Source organism: Rhodococcus sp. NPDC058521, assembly GCF_042719695.1.
GTDB lineage: Bacteria > Actinomycetota > Actinomycetes > Mycobacteriales > Mycobacteriaceae > Rhodococcus_F.
This window is the reverse complement of record NZ_JBHXNL010000002.1, coordinates 294,134-311,519: the sequence shown is the minus strand read 5'-3', so window position 1 is coordinate 311,519 and position 17,386 is coordinate 294,134. Positions and strand designations below refer to the sequence as shown.

At 63.9% G+C, this 17,386-nt stretch carries 17 protein-coding genes; 12 read left to right on the top strand and 5 right to left on the bottom strand.

What is annotated here, in order from left to right; all coding sequences use genetic code 11:
- Window position 1 precedes the first annotated feature (1 nt).
- From nuoF to ACFWO3_RS05650, 10 genes are all read left to right on the top strand, one after another.
- Entirely contained in the window at window positions 2-1,318 is a 1,317-nt protein-coding gene (gene nuoF / locus ACFWO3_RS05695) for an NADH-quinone oxidoreductase subunit NuoF (protein ID WP_378574674.1), read from the top strand.
- Entirely contained in the window at window positions 1,315-3,708 is a 2,394-nt protein-coding gene (locus ACFWO3_RS05690) for an NADH-quinone oxidoreductase subunit G (RefSeq protein WP_378574672.1), read from the top strand. The genes nuoF and ACFWO3_RS05690 overlap by 4 nt, the downstream gene beginning before the upstream one ends.
- Window positions 3,603-5,015 carry an NADH-quinone oxidoreductase subunit NuoH gene (gene nuoH, locus ACFWO3_RS05685; protein WP_378574670.1) on the top strand — a complete coding sequence of 471 codons (1,413 nt, stop codon included), beginning with the start codon at window positions 3,603-3,605 and terminating at the stop codon, window positions 5,013-5,015. Before ACFWO3_RS05690 ends, nuoH begins: the two co-directional genes overlap by 106 nt.
- Window positions 5,008-5,472 (top strand): NADH-quinone oxidoreductase subunit NuoI, encoded by a 465-nt coding sequence (gene nuoI / locus ACFWO3_RS05680; RefSeq protein ID WP_378574668.1) that lies wholly within the window; start codon window positions 5,008-5,010, stop codon window positions 5,470-5,472. Before nuoH ends, nuoI begins: the two co-directional genes overlap by 8 nt.
- Window positions 5,469-6,275 carry an NADH-quinone oxidoreductase subunit J gene (locus ACFWO3_RS05675; RefSeq protein ID WP_378574666.1) on the top strand — a complete coding sequence of 269 codons (807 nt, stop codon included), beginning with the start codon at window positions 5,469-5,471 and terminating at the stop codon, window positions 6,273-6,275. Before nuoI ends, ACFWO3_RS05675 begins: the two co-directional genes overlap by 4 nt.
- A complete protein-coding gene (gene nuoK, locus ACFWO3_RS05670; RefSeq protein ID WP_378574664.1) occupies window positions 6,272-6,571 on the top strand; it encodes an NADH-quinone oxidoreductase subunit NuoK in 300 nt (99 codons plus the stop codon). Before ACFWO3_RS05675 ends, nuoK begins: the two co-directional genes overlap by 4 nt.
- A 12-nt stretch (window positions 6,572-6,583) precedes the next feature.
- Window positions 6,584-8,482, top strand: a complete 1,899-nt coding sequence (gene nuoL, locus ACFWO3_RS05665) for an NADH-quinone oxidoreductase subunit L (RefSeq protein ID WP_378574662.1) — start codon at window positions 6,584-6,586, stop codon at window positions 8,480-8,482.
- On the top strand, window positions 8,479-10,026 hold the full coding sequence (locus tag ACFWO3_RS05660; protein ID WP_378574660.1) for an NADH-quinone oxidoreductase subunit M: 1,548 nt from the start codon (window positions 8,479-8,481) through the stop codon (window positions 10,024-10,026). The genes nuoL and ACFWO3_RS05660 overlap by 4 nt, the downstream gene beginning before the upstream one ends.
- On the top strand, window positions 10,023-11,582 hold the full coding sequence (nuoN, locus tag ACFWO3_RS05655; RefSeq protein ID WP_378574658.1) for an NADH-quinone oxidoreductase subunit NuoN: 1,560 nt from the start codon (window positions 10,023-10,025) through the stop codon (window positions 11,580-11,582). The genes ACFWO3_RS05660 and nuoN overlap by 4 nt, the downstream gene beginning before the upstream one ends.
- 476 nt (window positions 11,583-12,058) lie before the next feature.
- The gene (locus tag ACFWO3_RS05650) at window positions 12,059-12,790 is read left to right on the top strand and encodes a polyprenol monophosphomannose synthase (protein WP_378574656.1); all 732 of its coding nucleotides are present in this window, start codon (window positions 12,059-12,061) and stop codon (window positions 12,788-12,790) included.
- An 8-nt stretch (window positions 12,791-12,798) separates the two neighbouring features.
- On the opposite strand, the gene ACFWO3_RS05645 is transcribed toward ACFWO3_RS05650, so the two are convergent.
- Together ACFWO3_RS05645 and ACFWO3_RS05640 are read right to left on the bottom strand one after the other, a co-directional pair.
- A complete protein-coding gene (locus ACFWO3_RS05645) occupies window positions 12,799-13,449 on the bottom strand; it encodes a hypothetical protein (protein WP_378574654.1) in 651 nt (216 codons plus the stop codon).
- Between the two features lie 113 nt (window positions 13,450-13,562).
- The gene (locus tag ACFWO3_RS05640) at window positions 13,563-14,222 is read right to left on the bottom strand and encodes a TetR/AcrR family transcriptional regulator (protein ID WP_378574652.1); all 660 of its coding nucleotides are present in this window, start codon (window positions 14,220-14,222) and stop codon (window positions 13,563-13,565) included.
- Window positions 14,223-14,331: 109 nt separating this feature from the next.
- Here ACFWO3_RS05640 and ACFWO3_RS05635 point away from each other — a divergent pair, with 109 nt between their 5' ends.
- Window positions 14,332-14,784, top strand: coding sequence for a GtrA family protein (locus tag ACFWO3_RS05635; RefSeq protein ID WP_378574650.1), 453 nt, complete (start codon window positions 14,332-14,334; stop codon window positions 14,782-14,784).
- Here the strand turns inward: ACFWO3_RS05635 and ACFWO3_RS05630 are convergent.
- Both ACFWO3_RS05630 and ACFWO3_RS05625 read right to left on the bottom strand, forming a co-directional pair.
- The gene (locus tag ACFWO3_RS05630) at window positions 14,720-15,208 is read right to left on the bottom strand and encodes a DoxX family protein (protein WP_378574648.1); all 489 of its coding nucleotides are present in this window, start codon (window positions 15,206-15,208) and stop codon (window positions 14,720-14,722) included. The two genes, ACFWO3_RS05635 and ACFWO3_RS05630, sit on opposite strands and share 65 nt — an antisense overlap.
- 1 nt (window position 15,209) lies before the next feature.
- Window positions 15,210-15,686 (bottom strand): DUF4188 domain-containing protein, encoded by a 477-nt coding sequence (locus ACFWO3_RS05625; protein WP_378574646.1) that lies wholly within the window; start codon window positions 15,684-15,686, stop codon window positions 15,210-15,212.
- Window positions 15,687-15,845: 159 nt separating this feature from the next.
- Between ACFWO3_RS05625 and ACFWO3_RS05620 the strand changes: the two genes are divergently transcribed.
- A complete protein-coding gene (locus tag ACFWO3_RS05620; RefSeq protein ID WP_378574644.1) occupies window positions 15,846-16,301 on the top strand; it encodes a carboxymuconolactone decarboxylase family protein in 456 nt (151 codons plus the stop codon).
- A gap of 17 nt (window positions 16,302-16,318) precedes the next feature.
- Here ACFWO3_RS05620 and ACFWO3_RS05615 read toward each other — a convergent pair whose 3' ends face one another.
- The gene (locus ACFWO3_RS05615; RefSeq protein WP_378574642.1) at window positions 16,319-17,377 is read right to left on the bottom strand and encodes an ABC transporter substrate-binding protein; all 1,059 of its coding nucleotides are present in this window, start codon (window positions 17,375-17,377) and stop codon (window positions 16,319-16,321) included.
- Window positions 17,378-17,386: the final 9 nt, after the last annotated feature.

Sequence of the window (17,386 nt, the reverse complement as noted above, 5' to 3'; positions counted from 1 at the left end):
CATGCAGTTGACCCCGGTGTTGAGTCGCTACTGGGACGAGCCGCGTTCGTGGACTCTGGAAACCTATGTGCGGCACGAGGGTTACCAGGGTTTACGTACGGCGTTGACGCTCGCCCCGGACGATGTCATCCAAACGGTCAAGGACGCGGGCCTCCGTGGGCGCGGCGGCGCTGGGTTTCCGACCGGGCTCAAGTGGTCGTTCATCCCGCAGGGGCAGGACGGTCAGGGCGACACCAAGCCCCACTACCTGGTGGTCAACGCCGACGAGTCCGAACCGGGCACGTGCAAGGACATGCCGCTGATGATGGCGACACCGCACGCGCTCGTCGAGGGAATCATCATCGCGTCCTATGCGATTCGCGCTCATCGCGCCTACATCTACGTTCGCGGTGAAGTGGTTCCGGTGCTGCGGCGTTTGCAGACTGCCGTCGAGGAGGCCTACGAAGCCGGCTACCTCGGCAAGGACATCCTCGGTAGCGGATTCGACCTGGACGTGGTCGTACACGCAGGTGCGGGTGCCTACATCTGCGGCGAGGAAACAGCGCTCCTCGACTCTCTCGAAGGCCGCAGGGGGCAGCCGCGACTGCGTCCGCCGTTTCCCGCGGTCGAGGGCCTCTACGCGAGCCCGACGGTGGTCAACAACGTGGAATCGATCGCGAGTGTTCCGTCGATCATGCTGAACGGAATCGACTGGTTCCGGTCGATGGGTTCGGAGAAGTCCCCCGGTTTCACGCTCTACTCCCTGTCGGGCCATGTTCGAAAGCCTGGGCAGTACGAGGCGCCTTTGGGCATCACGCTGCGGGAACTGCTCGGTTATGCGGGTGGCGTCCGCATCGGGCACCAGTTGAAGTTCTGGACCCCCGGCGGCTCGTCGACCCCGATCCTCACCGATCAGCACCTCGACATTCCGCTCGACTACGAAGGAGTGAGCGCGGCCGGTTCCATGCTGGGGACCAAGGCTCTTCAGATCTTCGACGAGACGACGTGTGTGGTGCGGGCAGTGCTGGGGTGGAGCGAGTTCTACGCTCACGAATCCTGCGGCAAGTGCACACCGTGCCGCGAGGGCACCTACTGGCTGGTGCAGATCCTGCGCCGTCTGGAATCGGGTCGAGGCACGGACGCCGACCTCGACAAGCTCCTCGATATCTCCGACAACATCTTCGGTCGGGCATTCTGCGCGCTCGGTGACGGGGCCGTCAGCCCGATCGTCTCTTCCATCCAGTACTTCCGGGACGAGTATCTCGAGCACTTCCGCAGCGGTGGCTGCCCCTTCGATCCGCACCGATCCACTCTGATGGCAGGGGTGCAACAGATATGACGAGCACCGACCGCGACGCCCGACGTTCGAGCGAGAAGCTTCTGCAGGTGACGATCGACGGAATCGACGTACACGTTCCCGCAGGAACTTTGGTGATCCGGGCAGCCGAAGCCGTCGGTGTACAGATCCCGCGCTTCTGCGATCATCCACTGCTCGATCCGGTCGGGGCCTGCCGCCAGTGTCTCGTCGAGGTGGAAGGACAGCGCAAGCCGCTCGCCTCGTGCACCACCGTGGTGACGGACGGAATGGTGGTCAACACCCAGCACACGTCCCCGGTCGCCGAGAAGGCGCAGCGGGGTGTGATGGAACTTCTCCTCATCAACCACCCTCTCGACTGCCCGGTGTGCGACAAGGGCGGCGAGTGCCCGCTGCAGAATCAGGCGATGTCCAACGGGCAGGCAGACTCTCGCTTCGAAGGCGTGAAGCGCACCTTCCCCAAACCGATTCCGCTGTCTTCTCAGGTCCTGTTGGACCGTGAGCGCTGCGTGCTCTGTGCGCGGTGCACCCGGTTCTCGGAACAGATCGCCGGCGATCCGTTCATCGAGTTGCTCGATCGCGGTGCGCTTCAACAGGTCGGAATCTACGAGCAGGAGTTCGAGTCCTACTTCTCCGGCAACACCGTGCAGGCCTGCCCCGTGGGGGCGTTGACGGGCGCAACATACCGTTTCCGTGCTCGTCCGTTCGACCTCGTGTCCAGCCCCAGTGCCTGCGAGCACTGTGCGAGCGGGTGCGCTCAGCGGACCGACCATCGCCGCGGCAAGGTCCTTCGCCGGCTCGCAGGTGACGATCCGCAGGTGAACGAGGAATGGAACTGCGACAAGGGGCGGTGGGCTTTCACCTACGCCACCGAGCCCGATCGCATCACCGCTCCGCTGGTGCGTCGGCCGAACGGGCAACTCGAACCGGCCGCGTGGCCGGAAGCGCTCGCGGTGGCCGCAGATGGGCTGGCGGGTCGTGAAGTGGGCGTGCTGGTCGGCGGACGGTCGACCGTCGAAGACGCCTACGCCTACGCCAAGTTCGCCCGGATGGTGTTGAGGACCAACGATATCGACTTCCGGTCGCGTCCCCACAGCGAGGAAGAAGCTGGGTTCCTGGCCGCGCATGTTGCGGGCCGTCTGCTCGAGGTGACCTATTCGGGCTTGGAGAACGCGCCGACGGTACTTCTTGCCGGGTTCGAGCCGGAAGAAGAGTCACCGATCGTCTTCCTCCGCCTGCGTAAGGCCGCACGCAAGAAGGGACTGCAGGTTCTGTCCGTGGCGCCGTACGCTTCCCGTGGCTTGCAGAAGATGTCCGGAACTCTCCTGCAAACGGTACCGGGCACCGAGGCGAAGGCCCTCGACGCACTGTGCGGCGATGACCGACTGCGGCAACCGGGAGCCGTGATCATGGTCGGCGAGCGGTTGGCCGTCATCCCTGGAGCCTTGTCCGCTGCTGTTGCACTCTCCGAGAAGACCGGTGCCCGATTGGCCTGGGTGCCACGGCGGGCGGGTGATCGGGGGGCAGTCGAGATGGGAGCGCTGCCGAACCTGCTTCCCGGTGGTCGACCGGTAGGCGACGAGATGGCACGCCGAGAGATCGAGTCGCACTGGGGTGTCGGCATACCCGCTACGCCGGGTCGTGACGGAACAGCCGTACTCGCCGCTGCCCACTCGGGCGAACTCGACGCATTGTTGATAGGCGCAGTGGACCCGGCGGACCTGCCGGACCCGGGATTCGCGAACGCGGCGCTGGAACGGGCGGAGTTCGTAGTCAGCTTGGAGCTTCGTCGATCAGCGGTCACCGAACAAGCAGATGTGGTCTTTCCGATAGCGCCCGTGGCCGAGAAATCGGGCACCTTCGTCGATTGGGAAGGACGACCCCGCGAGTTCGACACGGCGCTACGGGAGACCGGTGCGATGTCCGACTTGCGGGTCCTCGACGTACTGGCCCGGAGAATGGGTGTGACACTGGGGCTTTCGGATACGGAAGCTGCCCGCGCCGAATTGGGTGAGCTGGGCAGTTTCGCCAGGCAGCCCGAACCCATGCCACCGCGCCCACCATCCGACGTCCACGATCCGGGCCCCGGCGAGGCCGTGCTCGCCACGTGGCGAATGCTTCTCGACTCCGGAAGCTTGCAGGCAGGCGAGCCCAACCTTGCAGGTACCGCACGCATTCCCGTGGCACGCCTGTCCGCCGCGACGGCGGAGCAGGTAGGGGTTCGCCAGGGCGAGGCACTGACCGTCCACACCGAACGAGGTGCCGTCACCCTTCCGCTCGAGATCACCGAGATTCCCGACTCCGTCGTGTGGCTGCCGACCAACTCACCGGGCAGCACGGTCTACGCGTCACTCGGGGCCCTCGCAGGTTCCGTCGTCGGTATTCGGCCGGGAGCGCTGGGGGTGGTCTCGTGATCGCTGCTCCATCTCATCTGGCCGCCCGATCTCATCTGGGTGCCCGGTACGACCTGTCCGCCTTCGGGCACGACCCGTGGTGGCTGGTGTTGCTGAAGGCGGTCGGCATCTTCGCCTTCCTCGTCCTCACCGTTCTCGTCGCGATCTATGCCGAGCGGAAGGTACTGGCCTGGATGCAGATGCGGGTGGGACCGAACCGGTTGGGTCCGGCCGGCATCCTGCAAAGTCTCGCCGACGGCATCAAGTTGGCGCTCAAAGAGGGGATCACTCCGGCCGGCATCGACAAGCCGATCTACCTGCTCGCCCCGGTGATCGCGGTGGTTCCGGCGATCATGGCGTTCGCGGTGATTCCATTCGGTCCCGGAGTGTCGATATTCGGGACTCGAACGCCGTTGCAGCTCACGGACCTCCCCGTTGCGGTGCTCTACATTCTGGCCGTCACGTCGGTGGGTGTGTACGGAATCGTCCTCGCAGGGTGGTCGTCCGGATCCACCTATCCGCTGCTCGGTGGTCTGCGCTCGACGGCGCAGGTCATCTCTTACGAAGTGGCGATGGGACTCACCTTTGCCGCGGTGTTCCTGTACGCGAGCACGATGTCGACCTCCGGGATCGTCGCTGCGCAGAACGGCATCTGGTACGTATTCCTCCTTCTGCCCTCGTTCGTCATCTACGTGACGTCCATGGTCGGAGAGACCAACCGTGCACCGTTCGACCTGCCGGAAGCCGAAGGCGAGCTCGTCGGCGGGTTCCACACCGAGTACTCCTCGCTGCGTTTTGCCATGTTCATGCTCGCCGAGTACATCAACATGGTGACGGTGTCCGCACTCGCCACCACGATGTTTCTCGGTGGATGGGGCGCGCCGTGGCCGGTGAGCATGTGGGACGGTGCCAATTCCGGCTGGTGGCCGCTTCTGTGGTTCGTGCTGAAGGTGTGGGGTTTCCTGTTCTTCTTCGTGTGGTTGCGTGCCACGCTGCCGCGACTGCGCTACGACCAGTTCATGAACCTCGGGTGGAAGGTTCTGATTCCGGCCGCGCTGGTGTGGGTGATGGTGGTGGCTGTAGTTCGAGCATTCCACAACGAAGGGTTCGAACATCATCACCTCGCCCTCGCGGTGGCCGGGATCGTCGTGACGCCCTTCGTGGCCGTCATGGTGCGAAGCGTGATCGGCCCTGCCAAGGCGAACGTTCCCACAGACGATCCCGATACCCCTGTCGATCCGCAGCCGTTCGACGCGTTCTCGGGTGGCTTCCCCGTTCCACCGCTACCCGGACAGCTCGTCTCATCGAAGGAGGGTAACGATGCCTGAATTCATCGGTCCCGTGGCAGGTTTCGGTGTCACGTTCAAGACGATGTTCAAGAAGCCGAACACCGAGCAGTACCCGGAAGAGAAGGTCGCCACCGCCCAACGGTTTCACGGTCGCCACCAACTGAACAGACACGAGAACGGTCTCGAGAAGTGCATCGGTTGCGAGCTGTGCGCGTGGGCTTGCCCGGCGGACGCCATCTACGTCGAGGGCGCGGACAACACCGAGACCGAACGTTATTCCCCGGGTGAGCGATACGGTCGGGTCTATCAGATCAACTACCTGCGGTGCATCGGTTGCGGTTTGTGCATCGAGGCCTGCCCGACGCGGGCACTGACGATGACCAACGACTACGAGATGGTGGACGACAATCGGGCCGGTCTCATCTACGACAAGGACCGCCTGCTGGTGCCACGAGAAGACGCCGACGATCCCGAATCGGGTGGTGAGGGACGTTGACGCCGAGCGTGCTGGTATCGGGTTCGGATGCGGTGCTTGCGGCCGCGCAGACGTCCACAGGTGAAGCCGTTCAGTTCTGGGTCCTCGGGATCGTGGCCGTGCTCGGTGCACTCGGCGTCGTGTGTGCGACGAAAGCCGTGTACTCGGCGCTGTTTCTCGCGACGACGATGATCGTTCTCGCCGTCTTCTACATCGCGCAGGGCGCCCTGTTCCTCGGCGTGGTCCAGATCGTGGTCTACACCGGCGCGGTCATGATGCTCTTCCTCTTCGTGCTGATGCTGATCGGCGTGGATTCGTCGGAGTCCCTTGTCGAAACCCTCAAGGGGCAGCGCGTAGCCGCCATTGTTGCCGGTCTCGGGTTCGGTGTTCTCCTCATCGCGGGGCTCGGGAACGTGGCGATGTTGTGGGACCGCGCACCGGGTGCCGAACTCGGTACCCCCGGCGAATCCGGGGTGGAAGCACTGTCCGAGCTGATCTTCGTCCGCTACGTCTGGGCCTTCGAGCTGACCGGAGCCCTGCTCATCACCGCAACCCTCGGCGCGATGGTCCTTGCGCACCGAGAACGATTCCAACGCCCCAAGACTCAGCGCGAGTTGTCGGAGGAGCGCTTTCGGGGTTGGGCGGACTCCGAGTCCGGGCCGCCGGTCACCTCGCTACCGAGTCCCGGTGTGTACGCGAGGCACAACGCGGTGGACGTGCCGGCACGGCTTGCCGATGGGTCGTTCTCGGCACTGTCCGTCAACCGGCTGCTCTCCCCCGTGGAACCCGACGACCCGGCAGACCAGGAGAGGAAGAACTCGTGAATCCCGAGAACTACCTTTACCTCTCCGCTCTACTGTTCACCATCGGCGGGGTGGGAGTCCTGCTCCGCCGCAACGCCATCGTCGTGTTCATGTGCATCGAACTGATGCTCAACGCCGCAAACCTGGCATTCGTGACGTTCGCGCGGATGCATGCCGATCTCGACGGTCAGATCTTCGCCTTCTTCACGATGGTCGTGGCGGCGGCGGAAGTGGTCGTAGGTCTCGCGATCATCATGACGATATTCCGTGCCCGCAAGTCGGCTTCGGTCGACGACACCAACCTGTTGAAGTACTGACGTGGACGGGAGATGACCGTGCTCGTGGATGCGCTCTGGCTGCTTCCTGGACTGCCGCTGGCCGGTGCCGTCGTGCTGCTCCTGGCCGGCCGACGCAGCGACCACTGGGGGCATCTGCTCGGCTGCACCCTTGCGATTGCGTCCTTCGTCGTCGCGGCCACGCAGTTCGTGCACATGCTGGGAGCGAATACCGAAGTCCGAACGCTGAAACAGACGCTGTTCACCTGGGTTCCGGTCGCGGATCTACAGGTCGACTTCGGTCTACAGCTGGACCAGCTGTCCGTCTGCTTCGTGCTGCTGATCACCGGTGTCGGCTCGCTGATCCACATCTATTCGGTCGGGTACATGAAGGATGACCCGGGGCGAAGGAGGTTCTTCGCCTACCTCAACCTGTTCCTCGCCGCGATGGTGCTCCTCGTCCTGGCGGACAACTTCCTCGGCCTGTACCTGGGCTGGGAAGGAGTCGGCCTGGCGTCGTACCTGTTGATCGGATTCTGGCAACACAAGCCGAATGCGGCGACGGCAGCGAAGAAGGCGTTCGTGGTCAACCGGGTCGGTGACATCGGTCTGGTGATCGCACTGATGATCATGTTCGCGACGTTCGGATCCTTCGACTTCGACACGGTGTTCGGTGGGGTCGCGGCGACCGGTGAAGGAACGGTGACCGCGATCGGGTTGATGCTGCTGCTCGCCGCGTGTGCGAAGTCGGCGCAGGTGCCGCTGCAGTCCTGGCTCGGCGATGCGATGGAGGGCCCCACCCCCGTGTCGGCACTCATCCACGCCGCGACGATGGTGACCGCCGGTGTGTACCTGATCGTGCGGTCGGGTGCGGTCTTCGACGCTGCGCCCACCGCTCAGGTGGCGGTGGTGATCGTCGGTACCTTGACCTTGCTGTTCGGTGCGATCATCGGCTGCGCCAAGGACGACATCAAGAAGGCACTCGCCGCTTCCACGATGAGCCAGATCGGTTACATGGTCCTGGCAGCCGGCCTGGGGCCCGCCGGGTATGCCTTCGCGATCATGCATCTTCTGACGCACGGCTTCTTCAAAGCCGGTCTCTTTCTCGGTGCCGGGTCGGTGATGCACGGCATGAACGACGAGACCGACATGCGACGTTTCGGTGGGTTGCGCACGTTCATGCCCATCACGTTCGTGACATTCGGGCTCGGCTATCTCGCGATCATCGGGATACCACCCTTCGCCGGGTTCTTCTCGAAGGACAAGATCATCGAGGCGGCGTTCGCATCCGGTGGCGCTTCCGGGATCGTGCTCGGATGCGCAGCGCTGTTCGGTGCGGGTCTCACGGCGTTCTACATGACGCGCGTGATGCTGATGACTTTCTTCGGTGAACGCCGTTGGCGACAGGACGCACACCCGCACGAGTCTCCCGGTGTCATGACCTGGCCGATGATTCTGCTCGCGATCGGCTCCGTGGCGGCCGGTGGCGCCCTCGCTTTCGGTGGTGCGCTGCAACATTGGCTCGAGCCGGTGGTCGGTGAACATCACGAGGAACTCGGCGTGCCGGTCTGGGTGATCACGGCGACCACCTTCGCGGTGGTGCTCGCCGGTGTGGCCGTCGCGTACCGAACGTATGCGCGGGCACCCGACGACATTCCTGTCGAAGCCCCCCAGGATGTTTCGGCGCTGACCGCTGCCGCACGGCGAGACCTCTACGGAGACAAGATCAACGAGGAGGTGTTCATGCGACCGGGCCGCGTGCTGGCGCAATCCCTGGCCGTTGCCGACGACCGCGTGATCGACGGCGCCGTCGACGGTCTCGGAGTTTCGGTCGGGTCGCTCTCGAGCAGGTTCCGTCGAATACAGACCGGGTTCGTCAGGTCCTACGCCCTGTTCATGCTGGCGGGCGCTGCGCTCCTTGTCGGCGCGATGATGGCGGTGAGGTTGCTGTGAGTACCTTCCCCTGGCTGACCGTACTGTGGCTGCTGCCGTTGGTGGGTGCCGTCGGTGTCATGCTGCTCCCCGCGGGTAGCGGGTGGGCAGCCAAATGGTCCGCCACGGCGGTGTCCGTCGTGGTCCTCGGATGCGCACTGGGACTTGCCATCGGGTTCGACTCTGCCGGCGAGCAGTACCAGTTCGTCGAGTCGCACGCCTGGATACCGGCTTTCGGGACCCGATACATCCTCGGACTCGACGGAATCGCACTGAGCCTGGTGCTTCTCACATCTCTCCTGGCACCGTTGCTCCTGGCAGCAGGATGGAACGACGTTGCAGAGGATTCACGCCCGAAGTCCGTACATACGTATGTCGCGCTGATTCTCGTCGTCGAGTCGATGGTCCTGATGTCCTTCGTGGCCCTCGACGTATTCCTTTTCTACATCTTCTTCGAGGCCATGTTGATCCCGATGTACTTCCTCATCGGTGGCTTCGGTCCGACCAAGAGCGCCAAGCGATCAGCGGCGGCGCTGAAGTTCCTGCTGTACAACCTCTTCGGCGGACTCGTGATGCTCGTCGCGGTGATCGGGCTGTATGTCGTCACCGCGGGCTCGGACAGTCCGTTCGACGGTGGCACGTTCGACTTCCGAGAGATCGTCGCCGCAGTGTCCTCCGGCGAGCTGACGATCGACTCACCCATCGCGAAGGCCCTGTTCCTCGGCTTCATGTTCGCCTTCGCGGTGAAGGCTCCCCTCTGGCCCTTCCACACCTGGCTTCCCGGCGCGGCCGTCGAAGCGACACCCGCGAGCGCTGTCCTCATGATGGCCGTCGTGGACAAGGTCGGCACGTTCGCCATGCTGCGGTACTGCTTGCAGTTGTTTCCCGATGCGGCTCACTACTTCGCGCCTGTGGTGATCACCCTGGCGGTGATCGGAATCGTCTACGGCGCAATGTGTGCCATCGCACAGACCGACATGATGCGTCTCATCGCCTTCACCTCGATCTCTCATTTCGGCTTCATCATCCTCGGGATCTTCGTGATGACCTCGCAGGGCCAGGTGGGTTCCGCGCTCTACATGGTCAACCACGGCCTGTCGACCGCCGCGCTTTTCCTGATCGCAGGATTCCTGGTGTCCCGCACCGGAACTCGCATCATCGCCGACCACGGCGGGGTGCAGAAGATCGCTCCCGTCCTTGCCGGAACGTTCCTCGTGGCAGGTCTCGCCACCCTGTCCCTACCCGGCCTCGCGCCGTTCATCAGCGAGTTCCTGGTGCTGATCGGTACCTACACGCAGTATCCGGTGGCCGCCGTGATCGCCACCAGTGCACTGGTTCTCTCAGCGGTCTACATTCTGTGGCTCTACCAACGAGTCATGGGCGGCCCGGAGCGGACGAAGCGGGTACCCGACCTGGTTCGGCGTGAGGTAGCGGTGGTTGCGCCGCTACTCGTCCTGTTGGTCTTCCTGGGGATGTACCCCGAACCCGCGCTCGAAGTGATCACCCCTGCAGTCGACTCGATCATCGACGTCGATCAGCCGGCGGAAGGAGTTGCGCAACCATGAACGCGCCGAGTATCGAATACGGTGTTCTCGCTCCGATGCTGATCGTCTTCGGTGCCGCAGTCGTGAGTGTGCTCGTCGAGGCCTTCCTGTCGGAGTCCGTTCGATTCGTGTCCCAATTGGGCGTCGCAGTCGCGGGTCTTGTTGCGGCATTCGTGGCAGTGGTCGTTCTCGCGGGCAGTCTCGGCGATGACGGCGGGCAGTTCGCCGCCCTCGGCTCCGTGGTGATCGACGGACCGGCCCTCTTCCTGCAAGGCACCATCCTGCTGATCTCGATCGCCGCCCTGCTCTTGATCGCCGAGCGTGGTGGCATCGCTTCGCGAGGCGACATACCGGGGTTGGACGGTTTCACGCCGCAGGCATCGGCGGTGCCCGGAAGTGTCGCCGAACGTGAGGCGACGACACTCGGAATTCGTCAGACCGAGGTCTTTCCGCTGGCACTGCTCGCCGTCGCCGGCATGCTCCTCTTTCCGGCGTCGGGTGACCTCCTGACGATGTTCGTTGCTCTCGAGGTCTTTTCGCTTCCCCTGTACCTGCTGTGTGGTCTTGCTCGTCGTCGCAGACTGCTGTCGCAGGAGGCAGCCCTCAAGTACTTCCTTCTCGGCGCATTCTCGTCGGCCTTCTTCCTGTACGGGACGGCCCTGCTGTACGGATACTCCGGAACCACCGACCTCAGCGGTATCGGTGCGGCCATCGCGACCGAAGCGCAGGGGCCGGTGCTCGTCCTGACCGGCACGGCCCTTCTCTCGGTGGGCCTGCTCTTCAAAGTCGGTGCGGTGCCGTTCCATTCGTGGATTCCGGACGTGTACCAGGGTGCGCCCACACCGATCACGGCCTTCATGTCGGCCGCGACCAAGGTTGCCGCCTTCGGAGCCATGCTGCGAATCTTCTCCGTCGCCCTACCCGAGTTGAAGGACGACTGGCGCCCGATGCTGTGGGCCGTCGCAATTCTCACCATGGCCGTGGGCGCGATACTCGCGGTTACACAGTCCGATGTGAAGCGGATGCTGGCGTATTCGTCGGTTGCTCACGTCGGTTTCGTGCTGACCGGGGTGATCGCCGCCGATCGAGAAGGGATCGCGGCGACGCTCTTCTACCTCGTGGCTTACGGGTTCACCGCCCTCGGCGCCTTCGCAATAGTGGGACTCGTCCGTGACGGCGACGGTGAGGTCGCCGGCATCGACCGCTGGGCCGGCATCGGCCGGACGTCTCCCGTGTTGGGCACGGTTTTCGCGGTCTTCCTCCTTGCCATGGCCGGAATCCCGTTGACCAGTGGTTTCGTTGCCAAGTTCGCCGTGTTCCAGGCGGCGGTCGAGGGTGGAGCCGTGCCGCTGGTGATCGTCGGCGTGTTGAGCAGCGCGATTGCCGCGTTCTTCTACGTTCGGGTGATCGTCCTGATGTTCTTCACCGAACCGAACGGTGACGAACCGGACGTCGTCACACCGGGTGCGGGCACGATCGGAGCGATCGGATTCGCCGCGGCCCTGACGGTGGCGCTCGGGGTGTGGCCGCAGCCGCTCCTGAATCTTGCCGACAACGCAGCAGTCTTCTTCAGCTGACGGCTTCACCGGCAGGAAACTGGCAGACTCCTTCCAGGAGGGTCGCAGGCTGGGGCCTCGAGCCTGGCATGCATGACGACGAGCTCCCTCCCCAGGCCGCTGAGCGCGGCCCATGGGCATGAGCATGTCGCGACCGTTCTGGACGTGGTCGTACCCGTGTACAACGAAGTAGGCGGGCTCGAACGGTGCGTTGTGGCGGGATGGGTCCTGGCGGATCCGATGGTGTCTCCTCCGAAATCGCCACGTGGGTGCAGGAGAGTTTCACTCCGATCACCGTGGACGGCGTAACGCTCTACGATCTGACGTGAACGCCGTATGTCCGATATGTCCGCACATGGCGTGGGCCGACCGTCGAGTTGGCAAACCTGGATACGTGGGTTCCGGGGTATTGCCGCTAGATTGTCAAGACATAAGGCATCCTCGCTGACGGCCGATAGTCGGCCCCTGTCGGGAGCACAGATCGTACGAAGGTTGATATGGAGAACGTCTCGCCCAAGGTCACTGTCGTGGTCCCGACCTACAACGAACGCGACAATCTGCCCAAGATCGTCGAGCTTCTCGCGGCGTTGAAGATCTCGAACCTCCACGTCCTGGTGGTGGACGACAACTCACCCGACGGAACCGGGGACGTCGCCGACAAGCTTGCCGTCGACGGCCCGATCCCCGTCGGCGTCCTGCACCGCACTGTCAAGGACGGCCTGGGGCGCGCATACGTGGAAGGCATGACCCGCGCACTGAGCGAGGACGCCGACATCGTCATCCAGATGGATGCCGACCTGTCCCACCCGACCACCGCCATTCCCGCCATGATCGAGGTGTTGACCACCACGGATGCGGCCGTCGTCCTGGGTTCGCGCTACGTCGAGGGTGGTGCCACGGCCAGCGAGTGGCCTTGGCACCGCAAGGCGCTGTCGGCATGGGCCAATTTCTACGTCAACGCGATCCTGCAGCTGAAGGTGAAGGACGCGACCGCTGGCTTCAAGGCATGGAAGGCCGACACCCTGCGGGCTATCGACGTGGCCTCGGTGAAAAGCAACGGTTACGCCTTCCAGGTCGAGATGAACTACCGCGTCGTCAAGAAGGGGCTACGGATCGCGGAGGTGCCGATTCGTTTCGAGGAGCGCACCGAAGGCGTGTCGAAGATGAGCCTTGCCGTGCAGTTGGAGTCCGCGCGGGTGCCCTGGAAGCTCCGCTTCGGTAAGGGGTAGTAGCTCCGCTAGAAGAGGTTCGTCGCTTCCTTCGAGACGTGGAAGCCGTTCTGTCCCATGTAGCAGGTGACTCCGGTGGTTTCCGATGTGCACGCCACGCCTCTGACGATCAGCACGTCCCCGTACTCGAGTACGCGTCCGCCACCCCTGTCTCCGCCGTCCGTGGGTGCGCCGACGTAGACGCCCTGGTTCGTGCAGACGTACTCCGAGCCGGTTCCGCTGACCTTTGCACCGCCGCTGGTGTTCTCCCGGTTCCAGCACTCCTGCATTTCCGCCGGCGGCGTCGGGTCGACGTCGATCATCTGGCAGCCGGTGGCTTCCGGGCCCTCCGTGATGCCGCACATGATCGAGCCGCTGGGCGACTGGAAGTAGTAGTTCGAGCCTTGCTGATAGTGGCGGGCGTCGACCGTGGCGTCGTCACGGTTGGGTGGGTCTGCCGGCTGGGCGGCCGGGTTCTCCGCGGATGGGGGCACCAGGACCGGAGTGCTGCCGACCGGGGGATTGCCGGCCGAGGTTTCGGTGGCTGGGGTGTCTGCGGTCGGCATCGCAGGGGCAGTCCGGTTCTCGGCTGCGGGCGCCGATGTGGCGGGCGGACTCGACTCGGTCGCGCCGGTAACCTCGTTGCCGGCGCACGCGGCGGAAATGAGTGCAATGGCCATGACCGCTGTCAGTTTGGCAATCGACCTGCTCGGTTTACTCATGCCCATTTGTCGTGCCCGTCACTGTCGGCGTTAGCCGTTCGAACATCACGTTCCGGCAACGGATCCGGGAGTCAGCCTGGTTCCGTCGGTGTGCAGTGTCGGGCGCGCAGTGCGCTGCCGAGTTCTGTCGCGGTGAGTGCGGCGACGGGAAGGGCGCTGGGTTCGGTGCGCTCCGATCGCAATCCGTCGAGGATGATCCTCAGCATCCGGCGCCACAGCCCTGGGGACTGGGAGCCGGCGAAGTCGTTGGTGGACTGCAGCATGAACATGATGGCCGGAACATCGCCTGGTTCGAAATCGGCTCGAAGGGAACCGTTCTTCTGTGCTCGTTCTATCAACGCCTCGAGCCGTCGTACGTAGTGTTCGCGGGATTGCCGCATGGCCTCCCGGCTGATTCGGCCGTTCATCACGAGGTCGCGGAGGCCCTGGTCGGCGTTCATCATTCGGCAGCTCTGTTCGAGAAAGTACTCGAGGCCGTCCCAGGGTTCGTCGAACTCTTCTGCCCGTGTCGCGACTGCACCGAGTTCGTCCACGCGGGTTTGAAAGAGCGCTTGGATCAGTTCGTCTTTGCTCGCGAACCTTCGGTAGACCGTGCCGACGCCCACACCTGCATGTTTGGCGACGTCCGCGAGTTTTGCCTCGACACCGCGTTCGGCGAAGACGATCCGCGCCGACGCGAGGATGCGTTGGAGGTTCTCCTGGGCGTCGCGGCGCAGGGGTGGTGTCGGCATCGTCACATCGTAGCCGGTAACCGGAACTGTTGATTCCGATCGTGTTAGATTACCGGAATCCGCAGTTCCGCTCCTGAGGGGTGAGCGGAATCGAAGCAAGGAGACGCAGGTGACGGCCACTCTCGGCAACACCACTCTCCCTCGTCGTGCCTGGGCAGTGGACCTGCACGGCGAGCGTGCGATCGATCAGTTCGTCCGTTTCGTGCTCGTGGGTGGGGCGAGCAACGTGCTGTACGGCGTGGTGTTCCTGCTGCTTCGCTCCGAGGGCGTGTTGGTGGCGAACGTGATCGGAGCACTCCTCAGCACCGTCTTGGCGAACGAGTTGCACAGACGAACGACCTTCCATGCGGCCGGCCGTGTGCACTGGTTGACGGCTCAAGGCGAGGGCGGCGGTATCGCGTTGCTCGGAATGGCTTCGAGTACCGCCACCCTCGCGCTGGTCGGGATGGCTTTTCCTGCGGTCGCGGGTATCGTGCAGGCTGCTCTGGTCATCGCGGTCAGTGGAGCTGTGGGCGGAGTGCGCTTTCTTGCTCTGCGCCGCTGGGTCTTCCCCTTCGGCTGAGTGCGACGGCGACGGTCGCGCCCACGAATATCACCTGCATGATCGTGCGCGGAACCAGCGAGTCGAAGAACCCGACGGGGCCGTCGAGTGCCTTGAACACGTTCGCCGGAAACATGACCAACAACATGACGCACAGGCAGCCTGCGGCCAACGGTGCCGTGCGGTGGATCAGCAGGCCCACCGCCCCCGCGAGTTCCAGGATTCCTGTGATCGTGACCAGAAGGCCTGGGTTGGGAAGCGCGGGTGGCACCATCGCAATCAGCTCCTCACGCATTCCGACGAAGTGCACCACGCCGGTCAGGGTGAACATCGCGGCCAATCCGCCGCGAAGGGCGACAGGCCACGATTTGAAGCGATCGATACCGAGCGTGCCGAGTGCGGCCACCGCCAGCGTGACCAGAATCAGGGCGATCAGCGGTTCCATGTCAGTTCTCCGTTCGTAGTTCGGAGCGCTCGATACGCGCCCTGGCGTGGTTCGTTCCCTTGGACACAGGTACCCGGGTCGTGAACCGGGCCAGCCCGATCTCGGGGGTGTCCACATACACCGATTCCGCGCGGTCGACGACGTAGGTTTCGTGCCAGACACCCACCGCACCAGGTGTTTTAGCGGCGCGTCGATTGAATGCCGCCCACGCCGGGCGATGCTCGGCGGTGCGGTCGCTCGCGTAGGCGTAGAGCTTGTCGAGCGAATTCCAGTACTGGATGACGGTGGGATGAAGTCCCGTGAAAGTCATCCGGTATCCGAGGAATCCGTACTCCGGTTCCCGGGACAGCTCACGGAGCATGCGAGGCATCGCCACCAGCGCGGGGAGCCAGAGATCAGGCCTCCACCAGCGGTTCACCGTCATCCCGATGAGAAAGACGACGAGTTGGCCGTCGTGTGAATGCGTATGTCGTTGCATCTACCCTCCTTCGGAGTTGGATACTGCTACTATCCAAAGTATGGATAGTAGCAGTATCCAATGTCAAGGGCTTTCTTGCGGGTCTTTCGGCTGTCACGAAGTTGTGGGCCGCTCCGTCATAGGTGTGGCGAACGAAAACCACACACGAAGGAGACGGCGATGCAGGCACGAATGAAGAACCCGGTGATGGTTCTCCCCAAAGCGATGAAGGCGCTCTACGCGTTGAGCACGTCCACCGGCGACGTCGATCTACCGGAACGGACGGTGCATCTGATCCACCTGCGCGCGAGCCAGATCAACGGATGCGGAGTGTGTGTCGACATGCACGCAAAGGAAGCGCAGCAGGCCGGCGAGACCAACGAGCGACTCTTCGCGGTATCGGCCTGGCGCGAGGCGCCCTACTTCGACGACGCCGAGCGCGCTGCGCTCGCACTCACCGAGTGTGTGACCCGGCTGAGCGATCGCGCCGAACCGGTCCCCGACGACGTGTGGAGCGACGCCGCCGACGTCTACGACGAACAACAACTGTCCGCGCTACTCGTTCAGATCGCCGCGATCAACGCGTGGAACCGGCTCAACGCGAGCACGCGGCAGATTGCCGGCTCGGTGGGCTGAGACGGGTTCTGCAGGGATCAGGAGGGTGATCCCTGCAGCCCGGCCGACAGCTTCTCGATGGCAGCTACCTCGCGTATCCCGGGATCGAGTTCGGAACCGGTCAGAATCACGTAACGCCGGTCCGGTACTGCGGACATCTCCCGGGTCACCGGATTGGACTCGAGGAAGGCGATTTTGGTGTCGAGCGAGTCACCCTCCACTCGAGTGCGGCTGAGGTCGCCGAGAACCAGTACTTCGGGGTCGCGGTCCGCCACCGTCTCCCAACCGATCTCGGGCCAATCCTCGCTCGAATCCTCGAAAACGTTGGTGGCACCCACTTCGGATGCAAGCAGTCCGGGCGCGGAACAGCAGCCTGCCATGAACGGCTGGTCGATCCCGGAGAACCAGAAGGCGACGCTCGGGGACGGGGTGTCGCCCGCCAACGCATTCTTCGCCGCGTCCACTCGTGCCCGAAGTTGTTCCACCAGTTCTGCGCCGCGTTCCTGGACATCGAAGATCGCGGCCAGCTCGCGGATCTCCCGATAGAGAGTCTCGATGGTGAGTTTCTCGCTTCGTGTGACCGTGTCGCCCTCGACAGTCGCGCCGGTGCACACCGACGGCGATTGGTACGTATGGACGCCGAGTTGTTCGAACCGGGAGCGTTCGGCCACCACGCCACTCGTGAACGTATGTGCGCTTGCAGAGGTGACCAGGTCGGGTTCGGTATCCAGGACCGTTTCGAGAGAAGGGTCGTTGTCGGCAAGTCGCGGTACACGCTCGTTGGCGGCTGCGAGCTCGGGCAGAACCGGATCGAACCAGGTGGACGTGCCCACCATGCGGTCGGCAAGTCCGAGGGACAGAAGAATCTCGGTGGAACTCTGGTAGAGCGAGGCCGCGCGCTGCGGTGGCCCGTCGAACGTGACGGATTCGCCGCAGTTGTCGATGGTCAGTGGATATACCGTGTCGCCCGGCTGTTCGGAAAGGCTGGACGAGCCGGATTCAGGTTCGGGTGACGTTCCGCAACCCGCCAGAAGCGATGCTCCGAACAGGAGTGCCGTCGCGTGTGCGGCGCCCCGCCGGAGATGTGATGTGCGCACGAGAAGGGC

What these genes read in the sequence shown, in the direction of transcription:
- nuoL (WP_378574662.1), top strand. Translation starts at nt 6,584, where the DNA reads ATGACCGTGCTCGTGGATGCGCTCTGGCTGCTTCCTGGACTGCCGCTG.
- ACFWO3_RS05620 (WP_378574644.1), top strand. Translation starts at nt 15,846, where the DNA reads ATGCAGGCACGAATGAAGAACCCGGTGATGGTTCTCCCCAAAGCGATG.
- ACFWO3_RS05650 (WP_378574656.1), top strand. Translation starts at nt 12,059, where the DNA reads ATGGAGAACGTCTCGCCCAAGGTCACTGTCGTGGTCCCGACCTACAAC.
- ACFWO3_RS05645 (WP_378574654.1), bottom strand. Translation starts at nt 13,449, where the DNA reads ATGGCCATTGCACTCATTTCCGCCGCGTGCGCCGGCAACGAGGTTACC.
- nuoF (WP_378574674.1), top strand. Translation starts at nt 2, where the DNA reads ATGCAGTTGACCCCGGTGTTGAGTCGCTACTGGGACGAGCCGCGTTCG.
- ACFWO3_RS05630 (WP_378574648.1), bottom strand. Translation starts at nt 15,208, where the DNA reads ATGGAACCGCTGATCGCCCTGATTCTGGTCACGCTGGCGGTGGCCGCA.
- ACFWO3_RS05690 (WP_378574672.1), top strand. Translation starts at nt 1,315, where the DNA reads ATGACGAGCACCGACCGCGACGCCCGACGTTCGAGCGAGAAGCTTCTG.
- ACFWO3_RS05625 (WP_378574646.1), bottom strand. Translation starts at nt 15,686, where the DNA reads ATGCAACGACATACGCATTCACACGACGGCCAACTCGTCGTCTTTCTC.
- nuoI (WP_378574668.1), top strand. Translation starts at nt 5,008, where the DNA reads ATGCCTGAATTCATCGGTCCCGTGGCAGGTTTCGGTGTCACGTTCAAG.
- nuoN (WP_378574658.1), top strand. Translation starts at nt 10,023, where the DNA reads ATGAACGCGCCGAGTATCGAATACGGTGTTCTCGCTCCGATGCTGATC.
- ACFWO3_RS05640 (WP_378574652.1), bottom strand. Translation starts at nt 14,222, where the DNA reads ATGCCGACACCACCCCTGCGCCGCGACGCCCAGGAGAACCTCCAACGC.